The following is a 19,091-nucleotide window of genomic DNA, read 5'->3' as shown; positions in this document are numbered from 1 at the left end:
GTGATGATGATGAATTACGTGAAAAGTGTGCAGGAGCTGATAGGGAAAACCCCCTTGATTGAATTGACACACATCGCAAGACCGAATGATGTAAGGATTTTTGCGAAATTGGAATTTTTCAACCCAGGTGGCAGCATCAAAGACCGCCTGGGTATCAAACTGTTAGAAGATGCAGCTACCAAAGGCATGCTGAAACCGGGTGGGACGATCATCGAACCGACAGCTGGTAACACGGGTATCGGTGTAGCTTTGGCGGCGGTTGGAAAAGGATATCGTGTCATGTTCGTAACTCCTGAAAAGTTCAGTCAGGAGAAGCAGACGCTGATGAAGGCATTGGGAGCAGAGGTCGTCAATACACCTACAGATAAAGGGATGACAGGGGCAATTGAACGAACGAAGGAACTGCTCAAGGAGATTCCCGGCTCTTTCAGTCCTCAGCAATTTGCAAATGAAGCTAATCCTTTGACCTACTATGAGACGCTTGGACCTGAGCTGTACAATGATTTGGATGGAAACATCGATATTTTTGTAGCTGGTGCAGGGACTGGCGGCACATTCATGGGGACATCGAGATATTTGAAAGAACAAAATGACCAGATCAAAACGGTAATCGTGGAACCCCAAGGATCCATTCTAAATGGTGGAGCATCGGGTCCGCATCGAACGGAAGGCATTGGAATGGAATTTTTACCAGAATACATGGATCCGGCTTTTTTCAATGCAATCCATACGATTCCGGATGATATTGCGTTTGAGCGGGTGAAACAGTTGGCTAGGGAAGAGGGCTTGCTTGTAGCCAGCTCATCAGGGGCTGCGCTGGAGGCTGTGCTGCGTGAAGCAGAACATGCGAGATCCGATGCTCATATCGTGACGATTTTTCCAGATAGCAGTGAACGCTATTTAAGCCAAGGGATATATGAGGAGTGACAAACATGAGAAGAAAGACGAGATTGATTCATGGCGGTATATCAGGAGACGAAAAGACTGGTGCAGTTTCTGTACCGATTTATCAAGTCAGCACTTACAAGCAGGATGGAGTAGGGAAGCATCGAGGCTATGAATACTCTCGGACAGGCAACCCGACGCGTTTTGCATTGGAAGAGCTGATCAAGGATATTGAAGGTGGTCATCGAGGATTCGCATTCGGTTCTGGAATGGCGGCAATCACTTCTGTGCTGATGACCTTCGATCAGGGAGACCATGTCGTCTTTACAGATGATGTGTACGGTGGAACGTACCGTCTTGTTTCCAAAGTTTTGAACCGTTTCGGACTTGAAGCGACCTTCGTCAACACGAGTGATCTTTCGGAAATAGAAGCGGCGATTCAGGAAAATACGAAAGCCATTTATGTAGAGACACCGACAAACCCATTGCTTAAAGTCACGGACCTGGCGAAAGTCTCTGAAATAGCGAAGGATAAGAACCTGACGTTCATCGTCGATAACACGTTCAGCACACCATACTGGCAGAATCCGATCGACCAGGGAGCAGACATCGTCCTGCATAGTGCTACGAAGTACTTAGGGGGACACAGTGATGTCGTCGCAGGCTTGGTCGTTGTAACCTCAGAGGAACTAGCAGAAAAGGTACACTTCGTATTGAATTCTTCCGGTGGGGTACTCGGCCCGCAGGATTCCTGGTTATTGATGCGTGGAATCAAGACCTTGGGTATCCGCATGGAAGAAATCGAGTCGAACACAAGAGAGTTCGTGGAATTCTTATCCGATTTGCCGGAAGTGACGAACATTTATTATCCAGGACTGGAATCGCATGAAGGTCATGAAGTTCACCAGTCACAGGCTAGAGGGTTCGGCGGCATGATTTCATTTGACGTCGGCAGTGGAGAGAAGGCGGATCAAGTGCTGAGAAACGTGAACTACTTTACGTTGGCAGAGAGCCTTGGTGCAGTCGAAAGCCTGATTTCTGTCCCTGCAATGATGACACATGCATCCATCCCTAGCGAACGTCGTAAGGAACTAGGTATCACTGACGGATTGGTGCGTGTATCAATCGGACTCGAAGACGTAGAAGACTTGAAGGAAGATTTCCTTCAGGCATTACGCAAATAAGCTGATTTGTATGATTGAACGCTTGATTTGTTGAATAACTTAGTGAGTTTGTTTAAATAAGTTAGGCGTTTGTATAAAAAAGAGCAAAATTTGTATTAATAGAAAATCCAGCCTCGACCAGGAGGCTGGATTTTTATGATTTTACCGTGGATTCCAATGGTTCGAAGCTGTTCATCATCCACATGCCGATATCTTCAAAACCGATCCGCTTGTAGATTTTCCCCGCCTCCGGATTATCATAGAAGAGACATAGCACTTTGCCTTCAGCAAGCACTTCCGCACAGAGTTTCGTCATACATTGTGTGGCGTAACCATTCTTCTTGTAATCCTCCAATGTACATACTCCTACGATCATCGCTGAGCTTGAATTTTCTGCTGTAGTAGAGGCCGCGGATACAAGTTTGCCGTCTTGTTTGATGTAATAGGATCGTGCAAAGCCGCTTTCCAGATTTTCACGTTTGCTGTCTGCATCCATTTCTGCATTTTCGAATTCAGGAATCGCTGCAGTGAGATTCACTAATGCATTGGCATCATCAGGAACAGCCTTTAGTACATGAGTGAGATCTGCAGTTTTATCAAGCTTTTCTTCTGATGTGCACTTTGCATAATATAGCGCGCGTCTTTCTTTTTGTTTCAGGCTCAGGTGTGGAATGATCTGATCGGCGATTTCCTCAAGACCCGATAACATCTTGAAATCCGGATCTTTCTCCATGATTGAAGCGAACCCTTCACCGTTAAAAGAGAGGGTGTCTGCATATGCAATATAATTGCGCTTGTATTTTAATAAAACAGCGATTAATTTCCCATCTTCTGTAAAGTCTCCCCAAAGCTTCTGAAAATCGTTTTCATATCCATACATTTCAATGTCCCCGATGATGAATAGATTTTCAGCAGGCTTCTGATTGACGAGATCCATGCATGCAGCATGATCTGCTTGTGTCAATTGTCGAATCATTTTCCATCCCCCTCTTTTTGTAAATTGTTTAATATCATACCAGAAGGGTGAAAAAATGCAATAGTTTTCCAGAAAATGATGTGATTCATTACTTTATTGAAAATGGTAATGCTAAACAAAAAGGAGGAAATGCGATGCGAAGGATTCTGATGATGCTCCTGGTGTGCATGATGTTTGCACCAGCGATCGCAGATGGTGCGGAAGCGAATGTATATCAGATGAAACAGATTGATGAAGTCACAAACCAATGGGAAATTCATATCGACTATCCGGAATTCACTGGACTCGTGGATGCACGATTCCAGGAAAAGCTCAATGTCCTGATCAAAGAGACGGTGGACAAACAAGTAAAACAGATGAAACAGGAAGCAGAGGAAGCAAAATTTCCGGTTCAATTATATGCGGAAACGAAAGTCCTCCAGCACAATAATTTTTACTCCACGCTGATTACATTCAGTAAATCATTTGGTAATACATTCAGTGGGGATATCCAATCATTCAATTTCTATAATCAAGAAGGGGCAAAGCTCATCCCGTTGACAGACATCATAGATTTGAACAAGTTGACAGAACAAGTCAGGGAAGAAATGCAGAAGGAGCCTTCTAAATACTTCATTGAAGAATTCAAAGGTGTAAGGCCAGGGACCGCATACTACATGCAGGACGGTGAACTGGTGTTGATTTTCAATAAATATGAAATCGCGGCAGGAGTATATGGAAATCCGGAAATTAAAATCCCTCTGAAGCATCGCTACTAAAAAAATACCGCTGATCCCATAGTGGGTCAGCGGCCAATTCGATTGTCTTCATTGATTCAATTTTAGGGGAGGAATCAATAAATAAATAAAAGACAATCACTTAATAACAGTTATATCCACAGTCAGATCCTTATATACCATGGGATTATGATACTTATACACAATATCCACAATAATAAGGCGGTAAAATTATAAACAGTGGTGGAGTGAAGTAGGGTGCGTCATAGTAAGGTTAGGCAAAATTATTCACACTGTGCACAACCTTGTGGATAACTGTTATTCACAAATGGTTGAGTACTTAGTTATTTGTTACCCATTTCCGTTCAAATAGAAACCTTAAATATTTTTTGAATTACGGTATGCACGGTCTGCCCGTTTGAATTCCCTTTGGTAAAGTACCTCCTGGGTCTTAGATAAACCTCTCCGTGCTTCTTTAGCCTGACGTTCTTTACTTTTCATAGATACCATCCTCCTTCTTTTTATCAGCATTGCCTTCCCTTAAATTTCTATGCATATGTTTTATTCAACCTGATTATTCATACGTTTCCTATCATTCCATGCAAATAAAAAAAGCCTGAACATATAATGTTCAAGCTTCCAATGCTTCTTCGCCATTTGCATCTTCTTTGTAATAGTGGAAAAGGTATTGTTCTTTCGTAATTACGAATAGGTCATACGTATCTTCCAGCTGATTGATTTGAGCGAGGACTTCCGGGTAGGTTTCGTTGGCAAGGGATACATAAGGGATTTTCAAAGCGGCCTTCATGGAGCGTCCATTCGTTTTGCGGATCTTCATAAAAATCGCTTCAATATTCAATTGGAAGAACAGTTCTTCGAAAAAAGACTCTTTCGCGATGCGATTATAGCCTTTGCCGAAATATGGCTGCCCGATCCAAGTTGCGAGAAATCCTTTACCGTCTGTGATATCGAATAAGTTGATAGTGCCGATTGGGTGCCCCCATTCATCCAGGATCGTCCTTGAAATGAGTTCGCCATTCTCTTCAGCTTCTAGCGTATGTTTCGTCAGGAAGTAGAACTCATCACTTGAGTATGCTTTGTGCCTGACATACGGGAAGACTTCGGGGTGGCTCATCAGTTCGAACAGGACAGGTGCGTCGTGAAGATCGCGCTTTTTTAACATGAAAAATCCCTCCTTGTGGTGAAAAGGAGGGTAGTCGGGTCGTGGGGAAGAAATGGGTACGGGACACGACCACCCTCGAATTTTTATCAATTGCTCACAAAAATTCGGGGTGGGAATCGAACCCACTAGAACCAGTGAAACTGGTGGCGCACCATTTGCCTTCCCTAACTACGTATCTATGGTAAAATCTAAGATTTTTTCAAGATCGTTCAGTGTAATCATAATCGATTTCCAACGAAAAAGGAATAGATTTTTTGTAAATTTTTCATAGAAAATTTCACCTGAAAAAGGAACCCTTATATCCACTCAGGACAAGGGTTCCGCAAGCTTTGTATAAACGACCAGCCGCTCCAGATGATCCTCTGATTCCTGGTCATAAAGACCTGTACATGTTAGCAGGTTGAGTCCGACCTCATTACTCGGTCCGAAGATTTCCCGCAGGGGTGCTTCCTCTGTCGGGTAGCTGACAATGCGTTGGACTACGAAGGTCAGTTTTTCTTCATCATCTCCGTAGAGGTGAATCTCTGCTCCTGCTTCCAGTTCTTTAAGATCAAAGAATACAGCAGGACCTTTATAGCTGTCGACATGGCCAGCCAGGATTGCATTGCCAGAGTTGCCTGGCTTTGTTCCTGGTTCGAACCAGCCAACATCCGTATCATTATCTGGCACTTCCATGCCACCGTCAGGGGTGAAACCATTGGCAGTGATGGGAGCGTCTACACCGATGGATGGGATGACCACTCGTGTAGGAATGATACTTGCCTGAGAGCTGCTCGAGGCAGTTACAGCTGGTGTATAGTTTTTTACAATTGAATCAGAAGCTGCTAGTGTCTCTGATTCAACCGGTAACGCTTTTTCAGTAAGGTGATTGTCAGTAATTGATTCAGGTTGGTCCAACGAAGATAGAACCTTGACCTCAGGCTCTGGATCCCCCTTCATGAAGAGAAGGATACTGGAAACGAGCATGAGGCCAATGATTCCATAAAGGACTTTGTAGATCATGGGTTATGCTTCGGAACGTCTGCGGAAGAATACCACTCCACCAGCAAGTACCAGTGCTCCTAGTCCAAGCGCATAAGGCAGGGCAGAGTTCGCAGAATCCGTCGCTCCTCCCATACCAGTGTCAGGCATTTCGTTCGGCATCATCGTGTAATCTTTCAATAGTAGAATTTCAGGGCTATCAGCAGTTCCTACTGCAAATGCACTGTAAACGGTGTTTGCTTCAAGCATTGTTCCTGATAGGTCAAGCAGCTGAGTACCATCTGTTGTGCGTACTTCAAGGTCATACGTACCTGGGTCAAGTTCTGCATAATCTGTAACCATTGGGAATTCAGCACCTGAGAATAGGGCATCTCCACCAATTGGTCCTACATCAACTGCAGGAGCACCAGGAATCAAGTGACCTACACGTACTTTAGACATTCCTTCCGTTACTTCCATGGAGTCTGCGATGGCTTTCAATTCTATGTTTTCTAAGTTGTTGATTGCTGCAGCAGTATAAGCCATTCCAGCTTCTACTGTTACGTTAGTAGAAATGACAGGATCACTGTCACCTTTCGTACCAGCAGCATAAATTTCTACTTTATGTTCTCCAGCAGGGACTTCCATGTAGTCAGTAGCAGCTTTGAACTCTGCACCTTCGACTACTGCTTCGTCATTGACATAGACATCGACAGCTGGTGCGTCAGGGGAGGCATGTAAAATTCGTACCATCGCCATATCACCGTGATCATCAGCGAATACGGAAGTAGCCATGACACCTAACAACAATACAGCAGTAGCGATTGAAGCTAACATTTTCTTCATACTTATAACATCTCCCTTTCATTTTTGTACAAACTTTGTTTAACGTTTGTACATCTATCATATAGGTGGCGAGAGAAAGATGCAATCATTTAGATGCTCTCAATGTGCTTTTTGAAAAACTCACCGAAAATGGTCATAAGAAAAACCCATCGAAATGTCGATGGGTCAGCTATCGCGACTGTAGATCATCTTTCCGTCAATCATTGTCCAGACTGGTTTTGACATGAATTCGAACGGGTGGCCATCCCATAAAACTAGATCGGCATCCTTGCCAGATTCGATGGAACCGACACGATGATTGACACCAAGATTGATGGCAGGGTTGATCGTGATCCCTTTCAATGCATGTTCTAAAGATAGTCCCTCACGAGCTGCAAGGGCTGCACAGATGTTCAAGTATTGTATAGGGGTATATGGGTGATCGGTCGTAATTGAGACGGTGATTCCATGATTCGTCAGCGTCTGGTACGTACGCCACGTCTTATTCTTCAGTTCAATTTTTGAACGTCGGGTAAAGGTAGGGCCGACGGAAACTTGCAGGTTACGGCCTTCCAACTCTTCTGCTATCAAGTGGCCTTCCGTACAGTGCTCGATTCTCAGGTCCAAATTGAATTCATCCGCAAACCGGAGAGCACTGATGATGTCATCCGCACGATGCGCATGGATCCGGACCGGTATTTCCCGTTTCAATGCCTGAATGATCGGTTTGATCCGGAAATCTTCAGGACAATCGGTATGCAATGCTTCGTAAAAAGTCTCCCGGAGCATCCCCATGATTCCAAGACGGGTTATGGAATCATTGCGTGATTGAGAGTGGACCCGCTTCGGGTTTTCGCCGAGAGCCAATTTCAAACCGGCGGTGTCCCTGATCAGCATCTTTTCGATATTGACGCCTGTAGTCTTGATGACGGAGGTAGTTCCACCGATGATGTTGGCACTGCCTGGCATGATATGAGCAGTTGTAATCCCATATTGACACGCATCACGAAAAGCAGGGTCAAGCATATGGGCTCCATCGATTGCTCTCAGGTGTGGGGTCATCGCTTCAATCGTTTCGTTGGCATCACTGCCTGCCCAGCCGGTACCCTCATCATACAACCCTAGGTGGGTATGGACATCGACGAAGCCTGGAAAGAGCTGTTTCCCACCACCATCGATTACAGTAGCAGACTCAGGTCGCTCGAGATTCTTTCCGATCGCCTTGATCTTTCTATCAGCTACGAAGACTTCTCCGTTTTCAATCACTTCAGAGGTAATCGGATGTATCGTCACATTCGTAATTATCGTTTCCATGGCATTCTTGCCTTTCTTTATCAATTATTACTATTATACGCCATTTGATCGAAGAAGGTATCCAAAAAGGTAGTTGGCGGTTTATTTTAAAATGCTCTGCAGCGCAGGTTCCAGTTCTGGATAGTGGAACTGATAGCCATGCTCAGTTGCTTTCTTTGGTACCACGCATTGGCCATCAAGTAACAACGTACTCATTTCCCCAAGGGCTGTCTTGATTGCAAAAGAAGGAGCAGGAATCCAGTGTGGTCTGTTCAGGACTTCGCCGAGAATTTTTCCGAAGTCTTTGTTACGTTTCGGATTTGGAGCGGTCACGTTGAACGGACCAGAGATCTCAGGGGTTTCAATTGCAAATTTGATCATCCCGACGATGTCATCGATATGCACCCAGGACATCCATTGCTCACCCGACCCAAGCTTCCCGCCAATCATCGCTTTATACGGGAGAATCATCTTCGGCAGTGCGCCTTCTTCTCCGAGAATGATTCCGAATCGTGCGTAAACAGTCCGCACACCCAGCTGCGTAGCCTGTGTGGCTCTTTTTTCCCACTCGGTTACGACCATAGAGAGAAATCCTCTACCGGGATCCTTTGTATCTTCCGTGAATGTTTCGATTTTGGAATTGCCGTAGAACCCTACAGCAGATGCATTGACGAGGACTTCTGGTTTGCTGTCCATTTTTTCAATCAAATCGATGATCGCTTCCGTCGCTTTGATACGACTGTCCAGGATACGCCGCTTTCTTTCCTCTGTCCAGCGACCGCTGTTCAATGATTCGCCTGCAAGGTTGACGATTGCATCCAAGTCAGGTAGATGCTCTTCCGGGTGATGTTCCTCTTTCAGCCATCCAACGTACTTGACCTTATCAGAATCGTCGTATTTATCGGGATTCCTGGTCAATATGTACACCTGATGACCGTCTGCCACGAGTCGATCCGTAAGCGCCTGTCCAACAAAACCTGTTCCACCTGTAATTGCGATTTTCATTGTACATTCCTCCCAATTTAGTCGTGTCTATAGTTTACTGCAAAAAGATGGAAATGTCTGAGTTGATCCTGTCCATCTAATGAAAGTGCATGATAAAATAAAGCAAAGGGGTGAGGCGATTGCCTAAGATAGCTAAGATTACTACCCAAAAAAAGAAGAAGAACCGCTATAATATTTTTCTGGAAAATGCAGGCGGTGAAAAGTACGGATTCAGTGTCGATGAAGATATTCTGGTGAATTATCACCTGCATAAGGGGATGGATCTCGATGCCGAGACGATTGAACAGCTGGTCGAAAGAGATACCGTGCATAAATCATTTACCCTTGCAATCAATTATTTAAGCTACCGTATGCGTTCAGAGAAGGAAATACGCAAATACCTAGATGATAAAGAGGTGGAACCGGAACAGATCGATGAAGTCGTGGATCGCCTGTACGAACAGAAACTGCTTGATGATATGGAATTTGCAAAAGCGCTTGTCAGGACAAGAATCAATACATCGAGTAAAGGACCATTCATGGTAAAAAAGGATTTGATTGAAAAAGGGGTAGCAGCCTCCACTGCAGAGGAAGCATTGACCTTTTATACATTCGATAAACAATATGAGAAAGCGATGAAATTCGCTGAAAAGAAAATGCGTCACGGCGGAAGGAAATCCTACCGTCAGCAAATCCAGAACCTGCAGCAGACATTGATGCAGAAAGGTTTTAAAAATGATGTGATCCAGGAAGTAGTTGCGAACCTGGAATCCGACCAGGGAGAAGACGAGGAGTGGCAAGCGGTCGTCTACCAGGGAGAAAAGATCCTTCAGAAATATGCCCGTAAAGCGGAGGGCTATGAATTGAAGCACAAAGTCAAGGGAGCATTATACAGGAAAGGTTTCGATTTCGATGCCATTGACCGATTTCTTGAAGAGTATGTAGAGAGTTAAATGGTCTGCTGCACATGGGAAGATTGGATGTATGGTTACCTTCTTCATACGCTGTTGCACTTTCTGGCCGGTGCATGCATCAGTTATCTGACACTGGTTAAGAGTGATGACCTCAGAAGAAAACAACTGATTCTGCTCGCAGTGGGCGGCGTCGTTGCATTGTTGCCTGATATAACAAAGTTTTTCGGTGATATCCTCGGACATTCCATTTTTGCTGCCCCTTTCTTCGGATGGCTGGCAGCATGGTTATATCGAAAGTATGATAAAACAATCCCATATAAGAAATTGTGGTTGATTTTCACCTTTATCGTGATCATTGGCCATCTCTTCATTGACTACATTGGTAATGGACTGGCGCTATTCTTTCCTTTCGTCCGCAGTGAATTCGATTTTCATATCATTCCAAGTATCGACTTTTTCAGCCTTACTATATTACTGATTATGTTTCCTCTAACATTTTATTTCAAAAAGGGGAAAGCGATCTTTATAACAGGGCTTGCGACCATTGATTTATACCTAATAATACTTTCGGTTTCAAAAGTACAGTTGGAGCATGAATTGCACCAGGAATATGAAGGAATCGAGCTGCTAGAAACCTATCCTAGTTCCAGTGATTTTGGAGAATGGAACTTCTTGTTGAAGACGAATGTGGAGTGGATTCGCGGTTCATCACCTATACTTGGTGGAGGTCATTCCATAGAGAAGTAGCAGTCTGACGTTAACGACAGGCTGCTACTTTTCGTCTTTATCTTCTTTTAAAGTTACGGTCAATACATAGGCTTTATCGATGTTACTGTCTAGAAAAGGTTTCACACTGTTTCTCATCTCATTCTTATCGGTTCCTGCCCAGTAAGCAAGGTGGACAGGTTCATCTTTTTCGAGGTCCACTTTTTCATCAATGGCTTTGCCGAAGGTTGATATTCCTTCCACGGTCACTTTTGCAGAAGAGGAAAAATAACCATCATCATTGCCAATCGTAAATGTCATCGAGTCATTCGAGGAATTGGTGGAATAGCCGAACGAAAGCCTCTCTTCATTGAAATAGTGGTCAATTTCACCCGAAGAACCTCCAGACATTCCTGTTTTTTTGCCGTTTTCATATATTTCGATGGTGAACCAAAGGTCATCGGCTTCGTTCAAGGTACCATCAAGGCTGAAGAACTCCAGTTGATTCATGATGGTATGTTTCAATAGTTTCTTTTCGTTTTCATTCAAATCGATAGGCTCAATCGTCAATGCAGTTTCCTTTGGCGGCTCCTTCTGTTGTGCCTCTCCTTGAGAACATCCGCTTATAATCAAAACTGCAAATAATCCGAACAGTAAAGCTTTCTTCATTTCCACACTCCCTCACTCCCCTATGGTATATCTTACCACCTTGGGTCGTGTTAAAAAAGTTCACTTACACAAAAAAGAAGCTGGTTCAGGACCAGCTCCCCGTACCATTATACTACTGAATATTTTTTGTAGAGGATTTCAATTGCTTCATGGACATGTGTAACGACATGGTCCGCTTTAGCCTTTACATCTTCATGGGCCGTGCTCATTGCAAAGCTGTTTTGTGTCAGTGCGAACATGGATACGTCATTGAATGAGTCTCCGATGACGGCAATCTCCTCTGGCTTAAGTCCGATGTGTTCGATGAGTGCTTTGATTCCGTTCGCTTTATTGATGTTTTTCGGCATCAGATCTACACACGTTTCATGAGACACGAAGCAGTCCAGTTCGTCCCCATAGTTCTCCTCAATGCGTTTTTGTAGTGCCATTACTTCATTTTCTTTTCCGTGTGCAGTAAGCTTTGAAGGTATGATTGATACTCCCAGCTGCTCTGCAAGTTCAGGATCAACGATGACATCATGGAATAGTTGCTTGGACATCATATCGATCCACTCGTTCTTTTCATGTGAGTAACTATCATCCGCTGTCGTGATGGTGGTGACCAGCGGTTCTTCAAGGATGTCTGCATACACTCTTTTAGCAACCTCTGTTTCAAACGTATTCGAGTGGATATTTTTATCCGAACGGTCATAGACGAATGCACCGTTTTGGCTGATGCGGTGGCCTTTCAATCCTGTCTTCTTCAATACTTCAACGATATCTCCGTCCATTCGGCCGGTAGCGACAGCGAAGTCTACTCCTTCTTCTGCCAGCTTTTTGATTGCTTCAACATCTTTGTCATTTATATAATGATCCTGACCTAAAAGGGTGCCATCAAGGTCGGTGATGAATAATTTAATCATGTCAGAAACTCCCTTTCCTTCATCAAATAGGTTGTAGAAATTTGAAAAAAAATATACCATAATAGATTGTACACATTGAAAACGCTTCAACACAAAGGAAAAAGACTGGCATCGGGAGTAAGGGAGGAAACTCATGGAGCAAGCGGTCGTCATTGAGAAGGTTTTGAACAATAATGTCATCATTGCTGAGCATCCGACCTATAAAGAAGTGGTGCTTATCGGGAAGGGAATCGGTTTCGGAAAGAAAAAAGGAGAATCGATTCAGCTGACGGAAGCAGACAAGACATTTCTTTTAAGTGATGAAAAAGAAAAAGAGCAGTATGTCAATTTAATGCCATATATAGATGAAGCTTTCATAGATTTCATTCATGATATACTAATTTACATTGGAAAGCGGATGGATCAGGAGCTGAACCAGCATATCCACGTTGCGTTGACGGATCACATTGCATTCGCGATTAATCGTGCGAAGCAGGGAATGCAGTTCCATAATCCATTCCTTTTGGAAATCGAATCATTATATCCTAAAGAGTATCAGGTCGCACTTGAAGTAGTTGAAATGATCAACGATAAAGCGGATGTCCACTTTCCTGAGGGAGAGGTCGGATTCATCGCTCTGCACATCCATAGTGCAGTAACCGACAAATCGTTGTCCGATATCAACAAACACTATCGGCTGATCTCACAATTGACAGAGGTAATCGAAGCCGGGCTTGATTTGGAAATCGATCGGAAAAGTGTAGATTATCACCGGCTTGTACAACATCTTAGGCGAGCGATTGACAGGATCCATGTTGGTGAAAACACCGGGAATGAAAATCGTCTGGCAGAAATGTTGAAAAAAGAATATCCGGTGTGCTATAATCTCTCGTGGAAATTGATTAAGGTAATGCAAAAGCAATTGAATAAGCCGGTGGACGATTCTGAAGCGATTTATTTGACAATCCACTTGCAGCGATTGACCAACAAACCTTGAAACGTACGTGTTACTGATTCGATCAGGCATGAGTATGGAAGGGTTCAAAGTCACTCAAAGGGGGTAGTGTATCCTTTGAGACTGACTGAACCTGCATACTCATGCCTTTTTTGTTTACTCTTATACAGATAGACGACTGGTTAAGCAATAGGAGAAGCAAAAAGGGATTTCATTTTTTCATACTTATGTAAACGTTTCATAATTTTGATGTTTGGTTGAATCCTAAAGACAGAGCCTTTGCATTGCAAAAAAATAAAACTAGTGCGGATGTAACGTTCGGACTAGCAATAAAAAAAGGAGGAAACAAGATGTTCAAGAATGTTTTCGGGACATTGCAAAAAGTCGGTAAAGCTCTAATGCTTCCGGTTGCTTTATTGCCTGCAGCAGGTATTCTGCTTGCCTTCGGTACCATGTTCCAGGAAGAATATTTTCTTGAAAGATTCCCGATCTTTGAAGCTGGCTGGGTGCAGGTTTTTGCCCAGGTAATGGAAGAGTCTGGTGGAATCGTATTCGCGAACCTCGCATTGCTTTTCGCAGTAGGGGTAGCGATTGGACTTGCTGGAGGTGACGGTGTAGCCGGACTAGCAGCGATCATTGGTTACTTGATCATGAACGTAACTATGGGCGTGCTAGGAAATGTCACACCAGAAATGACAGAGGAACCGGCATATGCCACGGTTCTCGGTACACCTACACTTCAGACCGGAGTGTTTGGAGGTATCATAGTCGGTATACTGGCTTCATATTTATATCGGAAATTCTACAATATCGAATTGCCACAGTTCCTAGGTTTCTTTGCAGGTAAACGATTTGTACCGATTATCACTGCTTTCACATCCCTATTCCTCGGGATTTTAATGTTAGGCGTTTGGCCTTACGCTCAATCCGGCCTTAATGCACTTTCTCACTTGATGCTTAATACGAATATTTACGCATCAGCTTTCGTATTCGGTGTCATTGAACGTGCTTTGATTCCATTCGGATTGCACCATATTTTCTACTCTCCGTTCTGGTTCGAGTTCGGACAGTATGTGAATGAAGCAGGCAACATTGTACGCGGGGACCAACAGATTTTCTTCGCACAGCTTAAAGATGGCGTAGACTTCACTGCAGGTACATTCATGACGGGTAAATTCCCATTCATGATGTTCGGTCTTCCAGCTGCAGCATTGGCAATTTATCATACAGCCAAGCCTGAACGTAAGAAGGTTGTCGGCGGTATCATGGCATCAGCAGCGCTGACGTCATTCCTGACAGGTATTACAGAACCGATCGAGTTCTCCTTCTTGTTCGTAGCACCTTTGCTATTTGCAATCCATACGATCTTTGCAGGTCTATCGTTCATGGTAATGGCAATTCTAGATGTCAAAATCGGGATGACATTCTCCGGTGGTCTAATCGACTATATCCTGTTCGGTGTATTCCCTAACCGTACCGACTGGTGGTGGGTCATTCCGATTGGTCTGCTATTCTCCGTGATCTACTACTTCGGTTTCCGTTTTGCAATCACCAAGTTCAACTTGGCGACACCGGGACGTGAAGATGAAGCGGAAGACGCAGATGAAGATGGCGAAGTCGGTGATCTTCCATATGAAATTCTTGAAGCAATGGGTGGAGAGAAGAATATCGATCACCTTGATGCTTGTATCACAAGACTTCGTGTCTCTGTCAATGACAAAAACAATGTCAATAAAAACCGTTTGAAAAAGCTTGGTGCTTCCGGCGTGATGGAAGTAGGAAACAACATCCAGGCAATCTTCGGACCTGTTTCCGATACGTTGCGTGGTCAAATACAGGATATCATTGATGGAAAAACACCACGAACTCGTGAAGACGTGTCAGAAATCATCAATGATGCGAAGGATGCAGAAGAGCCTGTTACTGGCGGGAAATTGAATTTCTCCAGTCCGATGAAAGGAAAGGTCATGCCAATCACTGAAGTTCCGGATCAGGTATTCTCCGGCAAAATGATGGGGGATGGCTTTGCAATTGAACCAACTGATGGACAAGTCGTTTCACCAGTGGACGGTAAAGTATTGAACGTCTTCCCGACGAAGCATGCAATCGGCCTTCAGGCTGACAATGGCATGGAAATATTGATCCATATCGGTATCGATACAGTGAAGTTGAAAGGGGAAGGCTTCGAAGCAATGATTGAAGAAGGTGACGAAGTGAAGCGTGGTCAAGCATTGATGAATGTCGATCTTGATTATGTGAAAGAAAACGCACCATCGATCATTACGCCGATTGTCTTCACCAACTTGAAAGAAGGACAAGCGGTCAATGTGAAGAAACAAGAGGATGTCCATCATAACGACGCAAACATCATCGAAATCACTGAATAAAAAACTTGAAGGAGTGTTTGAAAATGGTAGAACAAACAATGAAAATTACAGCAGCAGACGGGGTACACGCACGCCCGGCAACATCTATGGTACAAGTAGCAGGACAATATCAGGCAGACGTCAACCTAGAGTACAATGGTAAGAGCGTCAACTTGAAATCGATCATGGGTGTCATGTCCCTTGGAATTCCAAGCGGTGCAGACATCAAGTTGACTGCAGAAGGTGAAGATGAGAAAGAAGCACTTGAAGCAGTTGTAAACAAAGTGAAAGAAGAGAACCTTGGAGAATAATTAAAGTCTTCAATAAAGAAAACGCATGTGAAGCTCAACCAGCTCACATGCGTTTTACTATTTCTTATGCTTTTTATAGAGGTACTGAAGTCAGGTATTTCCGTTTAATGGATCAATTGCAGAGAGGGAAGAGAAACGGGGAGACTCCCGCAGGAATGGCATGGTTGGCATGACCCTACAGAGCTTTTGGCTCGAGGAGGCTTGCCACCATCCCTGCAGGAAAGCGAACCGTTTCCCTTCCCTCTCTTTACTTATTTGATAACGGAACGTTCCTTTACTTCTTTATCGTGATTTCAGGTCTGCCGTCGTCTTCTGTGAAAATCTGTTCTGCTACAACAGCCGGGTCTTTGAGCCTTGAAGGATCATCAATGTGGTCGCTTTCCTCCCAGAATGGGGTCGCCATCCCACCCATATAAACAGCAGTAGCGGTGATGTCCCGGTTTTCCCATTCCTTCTGAAGGCTCTCAGTAAATCCGCGCACTGCAAATTTACTTGCACAATACACGGATTCATTCACTTTTCCACGTAAGCCTGCAGTAGAAATGATGTTCAATACACGACCTTTGGATGTTTCAAGGTAAGGGAGGATTGCCTTTGTCATCAGGATCGTTCCTTTTATATTGGTGTTCATCATCGTGTCGATGTCTTCTTCTGTGTAATCGGAGAGTTCGCCGAAAATTCCAATCCCAGCATTGTTAATCAATACGTCTACTTGATTAAATTGTCGGATCGCCTCTTGAATAGAAGCTTGTTCAGTTACATCACACACGACTGCTTCTGCACTCCCTCCAGCGGCAATAATTTCTTCTTTAGCTATAATGAGACGTTCTTCAGTACGCCCGAGTAATATAATATGGTTACCGGCTTCTGCATAACGGATGGCAAGTGCTTTGCCTAATCCTGTGCCTGCCCCTGTAATCATGATGTTTTTCATACTAATGACCTCCTGTTTCATCGGTTCACCTTTTCTATTGTGACGAAAGGTTGTTAAAATGTAAATGTATAAGAAAGGTGAGATGCTGAAATGGAACGAAGATACAGTGACTATACAGTCGAAGAATTAAGGAAAGAAGTGGCTGAACTTACGGAGAAGGCCCGTAAAGCAGAGCAAATGGGGATGGTCAATGAGTTTGCAGTATATGAACGCAAAATCGTCCTTGCTAAATCCTATATGATGGACCCTTCCGCATTCAAAGCGGGGGAAGTATATGAAATCGCCGGGGATCCGGGTCACCACTTTCACATTGAGTACATGAATGGACGTTTCGCCTGGGGATTCCGTGCGGATAATAAAGGCAATCGTCTGACAGAAGGGGAAGAAGACGCCTTGCCGATTTCAATGCTTGGAGAAAAAATCGAAGATTAGAAAAACTTGGCTTGTCACCAAGTACTTATGGCGGAAGCCTTAGTATTTTCTTACACTTTATTCCATTAATAAAGTTAAACTTTCTAAAAGAAGAAATAAAACGAAGACGTGCTGGAGAATATCAGCACGTCTTCATTGTTGTTATGCCCTGCTTCGTACCTGTCTCTCAATTTTGATTCCCGTCTGGGATTGTTGTGTTTCACCATTCACTTGGTGTGAGGCATGTTTTGGGTTAGCCCTTGGAGAATCAAACGGATCCTGGTACATATTATCAAAGAAGTTTTTGTTTTTCTGTCTGCCTTTTTGATTGGCCATTAAAATTCACCTTTCCCATCATCGATTCGGTGGGAAGAACGAGCCATCCGCTGCTGTGGTTTCGTATTGATCGTCCCATCGGCACGTTTGGAGGCGAATTCAGCTTTCGCTCTGGCTTCACCATTCGCTTTCATTTCTGGAAATCCGACTGTCTTATTCCGCATCACGTCAACCTCCCGAAATGGTTTGCACCTTGGATAGATGCAAGCTTAGTTTGTGTAAAGAGAAGAAGACTATGTGATACAATGTAGATGTAAACTTTGGAACGTCGAGGTGAGACAAATGGAAGAAATTTTTCAGCAATTGGCAAGCAGACTTCAAAGGAAAAATGACTCCTTGACGATCAATGAAGCCCGAACATGGGTGGAGTTGTTGTGGGAAGACTTTGAAACGACGAGAGCGAAGGCTGGACATGATTATCATGGTGAAGAAATGACGAAGCGGATTGTCGTGCAATGGATCGATAACTATGGTCCGCGATTGCATGAATTCATCGCAACCAATCCTAAATATAAACACATGCTCGATAAAAAAGGACCACTGCATTGATAAGAGGATGCCTCAATGAGACATCCTCTTCCTTATTGGGAATCAAGCGGGAGTAGATCGAGTTTATCCTGCAGCTTCTCTTCTGAAAAGACCCAGCCTGTATAGGAATTGATGATTTTCATTTTCGAGTCATCAACTTGAGCGACAGCGACGAACGGATATCTCCCTTTCGCGCGATAGCGCAAATCAATGAAGCGCACTTCCGTGTATTCATCATAATAGCTCATTTCCCAGCGGTACACAGGGGAAAAGGAAAGGAATGCACGAATGTTGTGATCGGTCATCGCTTTCTGCATGATCGGATCTTCAGTAGGAATCGGCTTACGGACGAATTCATCCAGGATGTGGATGTGTCCGTTTTCTGCCTGACCAACATAGAAGTGGGTGTTCGTCGTAATTGCAATACGCCACTCATTTTGCCTGATAGTAGGTGATGTCGCAATTTGGATGACATCATCAAAATGTTCATGGATCAGCTTTACAAGCTCCCGTTTATCAAAGAATCGTTTAAAGTAATACATGGCAATTACGAAGTAGATGAGCAGCCAGGTCAAACCTGGATTCGCGCCTAAGTTCCAGGCGATGATACCTGCAATATGCATCAGGAAAATATAGGGATCGAATGTATTGATGAACCCATATGCCACCCATCGTTTGGTGAATGGGCGGTATGCCTGAGTACCATAGGCGTTGAACACATCAACGAACACATGCAGGATGACGGCCAAAAAGGTCCATAGCCATAAGTGAAGAAAGCTGACTTCAGGATTGAAGGCATAGATGAGGCCTGTCAGGCTGATCCCCCAGAAGGCGACGGCCGGCATCGAATGCGTGATGCCGCGATGATGCCTGATATATACTGCATTGTTTCTCAGTTTTAAAACTGTATCAAAGTCGGGCGCCTGCGAACCGACCAATGTCCCGATCAGTACGGCATTGAATAGCTGTGGATCCTGCTGTACAACGGGATCCAAGGTAGCAAGGCCACCAAGAGCAACGCCCATCACGATATGAGTACCGGTATCCATCTAGGTTTTTCCTCCTTTAGTAAGAACCCAGGTGCTCGTTCAACGTA

At 44.0% G+C, this 19,091-nt stretch carries 23 protein-coding genes; 10 read left to right on the top strand and 13 right to left on the bottom strand.

The window, feature by feature from the left end; genetic code table 11:
- The first annotated feature begins 9 nt into the window (after positions 1 to 9).
- Both ACFQ2J_RS15645 and ACFQ2J_RS15640 read left to right on the top strand, forming a co-directional pair.
- A complete protein-coding gene (locus tag ACFQ2J_RS15645; RefSeq protein ID WP_386062663.1) occupies positions 10 to 927 on the top strand; it encodes a PLP-dependent cysteine synthase family protein in 918 nt (305 codons plus the stop codon).
- Between the two features lie 5 nt (positions 928 to 932).
- Entirely contained in the window at positions 933 to 2,069 is a 1,137-nt protein-coding gene (locus ACFQ2J_RS15640) for a bifunctional cystathionine gamma-lyase/homocysteine desulfhydrase (RefSeq protein WP_386062660.1), read from the top strand.
- 133 nt (positions 2,070 to 2,202) lie between these two features.
- On the opposite strand, the gene ACFQ2J_RS15635 is transcribed toward ACFQ2J_RS15640, so the two are convergent.
- On the bottom strand, positions 2,203 to 3,024 hold the full coding sequence (locus ACFQ2J_RS15635) for a GNAT family N-acetyltransferase (protein WP_386062657.1): 822 nt from the start codon (positions 3,022 to 3,024) through the stop codon (positions 2,203 to 2,205).
- 134 nt (positions 3,025 to 3,158) lie between these two features.
- Here ACFQ2J_RS15635 and ACFQ2J_RS15630 point away from each other — a divergent pair, with 134 nt between their 5' ends.
- Positions 3,159 to 3,782: a DUF3298 and DUF4163 domain-containing protein gene (locus ACFQ2J_RS15630; protein WP_386062654.1), complete on the top strand. Its 624-nt coding sequence runs from the start codon at positions 3,159 to 3,161 to the stop codon at positions 3,780 to 3,782.
- Between the two features lie 336 nt (positions 3,783 to 4,118).
- Here ACFQ2J_RS15630 and ACFQ2J_RS15625 read toward each other — a convergent pair whose 3' ends face one another.
- The 6 genes from ACFQ2J_RS15625 to ACFQ2J_RS15600 form a co-directional block, all read right to left on the bottom strand.
- On the bottom strand, positions 4,119 to 4,241 hold the full coding sequence (locus tag ACFQ2J_RS15625; RefSeq protein ID WP_386062651.1) for a YfhE family protein: 123 nt from the start codon (positions 4,239 to 4,241) through the stop codon (positions 4,119 to 4,121).
- Between the two features lie 130 nt (positions 4,242 to 4,371).
- Positions 4,372 to 4,923: a GNAT family N-acetyltransferase gene (locus ACFQ2J_RS15620; protein ID WP_386062648.1), complete on the bottom strand. Its 552-nt coding sequence runs from the start codon at positions 4,921 to 4,923 to the stop codon at positions 4,372 to 4,374.
- Positions 4,924 to 5,229: 306 nt separating this feature from the next.
- The gene (locus tag ACFQ2J_RS15615; protein WP_386062644.1) at positions 5,230 to 5,925 is read right to left on the bottom strand and encodes a class F sortase; all 696 of its coding nucleotides are present in this window, start codon (positions 5,923 to 5,925) and stop codon (positions 5,230 to 5,232) included.
- Between the two features lie 3 nt (positions 5,926 to 5,928).
- Positions 5,929 to 6,729: a DUF4397 domain-containing protein gene (locus tag ACFQ2J_RS15610; RefSeq protein ID WP_386062642.1), complete on the bottom strand. Its 801-nt coding sequence runs from the start codon at positions 6,727 to 6,729 to the stop codon at positions 5,929 to 5,931.
- 165 nt (positions 6,730 to 6,894) lie between these two features.
- Positions 6,895 to 8,022 (bottom strand): amidohydrolase, encoded by a 1,128-nt coding sequence (locus ACFQ2J_RS15605; RefSeq protein WP_386062639.1) that lies wholly within the window; start codon positions 8,020 to 8,022, stop codon positions 6,895 to 6,897.
- 81 nt (positions 8,023 to 8,103) lie between these two features.
- Positions 8,104 to 9,006, bottom strand: coding sequence for a TIGR01777 family oxidoreductase (locus tag ACFQ2J_RS15600; protein WP_386062637.1), 903 nt, complete (start codon positions 9,004 to 9,006; stop codon positions 8,104 to 8,106).
- Positions 9,007 to 9,125: 119 nt separating this feature from the next.
- Between ACFQ2J_RS15600 and recX the strand changes: the two genes are divergently transcribed.
- Both recX and ACFQ2J_RS15590 read left to right on the top strand, forming a co-directional pair.
- A complete protein-coding gene (recX, locus tag ACFQ2J_RS15595) occupies positions 9,126 to 9,938 on the top strand; it encodes a recombination regulator RecX (RefSeq protein ID WP_386062634.1) in 813 nt (270 codons plus the stop codon).
- Positions 9,939 to 9,965: 27 nt separating this feature from the next.
- Positions 9,966 to 10,646 (top strand): metal-dependent hydrolase, encoded by a 681-nt coding sequence (locus ACFQ2J_RS15590; RefSeq protein ID WP_386062632.1) that lies wholly within the window; start codon positions 9,966 to 9,968, stop codon positions 10,644 to 10,646.
- Between the two features lie 24 nt (positions 10,647 to 10,670).
- On the opposite strand, the gene ACFQ2J_RS15585 is transcribed toward ACFQ2J_RS15590, so the two are convergent.
- Positions 10,671 to 11,273, bottom strand: a complete 603-nt coding sequence (locus ACFQ2J_RS15585) for a hypothetical protein (protein ID WP_386062629.1) — start codon at positions 11,271 to 11,273, stop codon at positions 10,671 to 10,673.
- A gap of 107 nt (positions 11,274 to 11,380) precedes the next feature.
- Complete coding sequence (locus tag ACFQ2J_RS15580; RefSeq protein WP_386062627.1) at positions 11,381 to 12,175, bottom strand: HAD family hydrolase; 795 nt, start codon at positions 12,173 to 12,175, stop codon at positions 11,381 to 11,383.
- 133 nt (positions 12,176 to 12,308) lie between these two features.
- On the opposite strand from ACFQ2J_RS15580, the gene glcT reads away from it, so the two are divergent.
- From glcT to ACFQ2J_RS15565, 3 genes are all read left to right on the top strand, one after another.
- The gene (gene glcT / locus ACFQ2J_RS15575) at positions 12,309 to 13,151 is read left to right on the top strand and encodes a glucose PTS transporter transcription antiterminator GlcT (protein ID WP_386062624.1); all 843 of its coding nucleotides are present in this window, start codon (positions 12,309 to 12,311) and stop codon (positions 13,149 to 13,151) included.
- Positions 13,152 to 13,459: 308 nt separating this feature from the next.
- Positions 13,460 to 15,496 carry a glucose-specific PTS transporter subunit IIBC gene (gene ptsG / locus ACFQ2J_RS15570; protein ID WP_386062622.1) on the top strand — a complete coding sequence of 679 codons (2,037 nt, stop codon included), beginning with the start codon at positions 13,460 to 13,462 and terminating at the stop codon, positions 15,494 to 15,496.
- Between the two features lie 23 nt (positions 15,497 to 15,519).
- Positions 15,520 to 15,786, top strand: a complete 267-nt coding sequence (locus tag ACFQ2J_RS15565; protein WP_386062619.1) for a phosphocarrier protein HPr — start codon at positions 15,520 to 15,522, stop codon at positions 15,784 to 15,786.
- A 274-nt stretch (positions 15,787 to 16,060) separates the two neighbouring features.
- On the opposite strand, the gene ACFQ2J_RS15560 is transcribed toward ACFQ2J_RS15565, so the two are convergent.
- Positions 16,061 to 16,720, bottom strand: a complete 660-nt coding sequence (locus ACFQ2J_RS15560; protein WP_386062617.1) for an SDR family NAD(P)-dependent oxidoreductase — start codon at positions 16,718 to 16,720, stop codon at positions 16,061 to 16,063.
- Between the two features lie 90 nt (positions 16,721 to 16,810).
- Between ACFQ2J_RS15560 and ACFQ2J_RS15555 the strand changes: the two genes are divergently transcribed.
- Positions 16,811 to 17,152 carry a YfhH family protein gene (locus tag ACFQ2J_RS15555; RefSeq protein ID WP_386062614.1) on the top strand — a complete coding sequence of 114 codons (342 nt, stop codon included), beginning with the start codon at positions 16,811 to 16,813 and terminating at the stop codon, positions 17,150 to 17,152.
- Positions 17,153 to 17,293: 141 nt separating this feature from the next.
- Here the strand turns inward: ACFQ2J_RS15555 and ACFQ2J_RS15550 are convergent, their stop codons facing one another.
- On the bottom strand, positions 17,294 to 17,467 hold the full coding sequence (locus ACFQ2J_RS15550) for a YpzG family protein (protein ID WP_386062611.1): 174 nt from the start codon (positions 17,465 to 17,467) through the stop codon (positions 17,294 to 17,296).
- Positions 17,467 to 17,631: a small, acid-soluble spore protein K gene (gene sspK, locus ACFQ2J_RS15545; RefSeq protein ID WP_386062609.1), complete on the bottom strand. Its 165-nt coding sequence runs from the start codon at positions 17,629 to 17,631 to the stop codon at positions 17,467 to 17,469. The genes ACFQ2J_RS15550 and sspK overlap by 1 nt, the downstream gene beginning before the upstream one ends.
- A 118-nt stretch (positions 17,632 to 17,749) precedes the next feature.
- On the opposite strand from sspK, the gene ACFQ2J_RS15540 reads away from it, so the two are divergent.
- Positions 17,750 to 18,016, top strand: a complete 267-nt coding sequence (locus ACFQ2J_RS15540; RefSeq protein ID WP_386062606.1) for a YfhJ family protein — start codon at positions 17,750 to 17,752, stop codon at positions 18,014 to 18,016.
- A 32-nt stretch (positions 18,017 to 18,048) separates the two neighbouring features.
- Here ACFQ2J_RS15540 and ACFQ2J_RS15535 read toward each other — a convergent pair whose 3' ends face one another.
- Positions 18,049 to 19,044 carry a metal-dependent hydrolase gene (locus tag ACFQ2J_RS15535; protein ID WP_386062603.1) on the bottom strand — a complete coding sequence of 332 codons (996 nt, stop codon included), beginning with the start codon at positions 19,042 to 19,044 and terminating at the stop codon, positions 18,049 to 18,051.
- Between the last annotated feature and the right edge of the window lie 47 nt (positions 19,045 to 19,091).

Origin of the sequence: Thalassobacillus hwangdonensis, assembly GCF_042675915.1 — a bacterium.
GTDB lineage: Bacteria > Bacillota > Bacilli > Bacillales > Halobacillaceae > Thalassobacillus_A > Thalassobacillus_A hwangdonensis.
The sequence above is the reverse complement of the archived record's forward strand: the minus strand, read 5'-3'. Positions and strand labels throughout refer to the sequence as shown.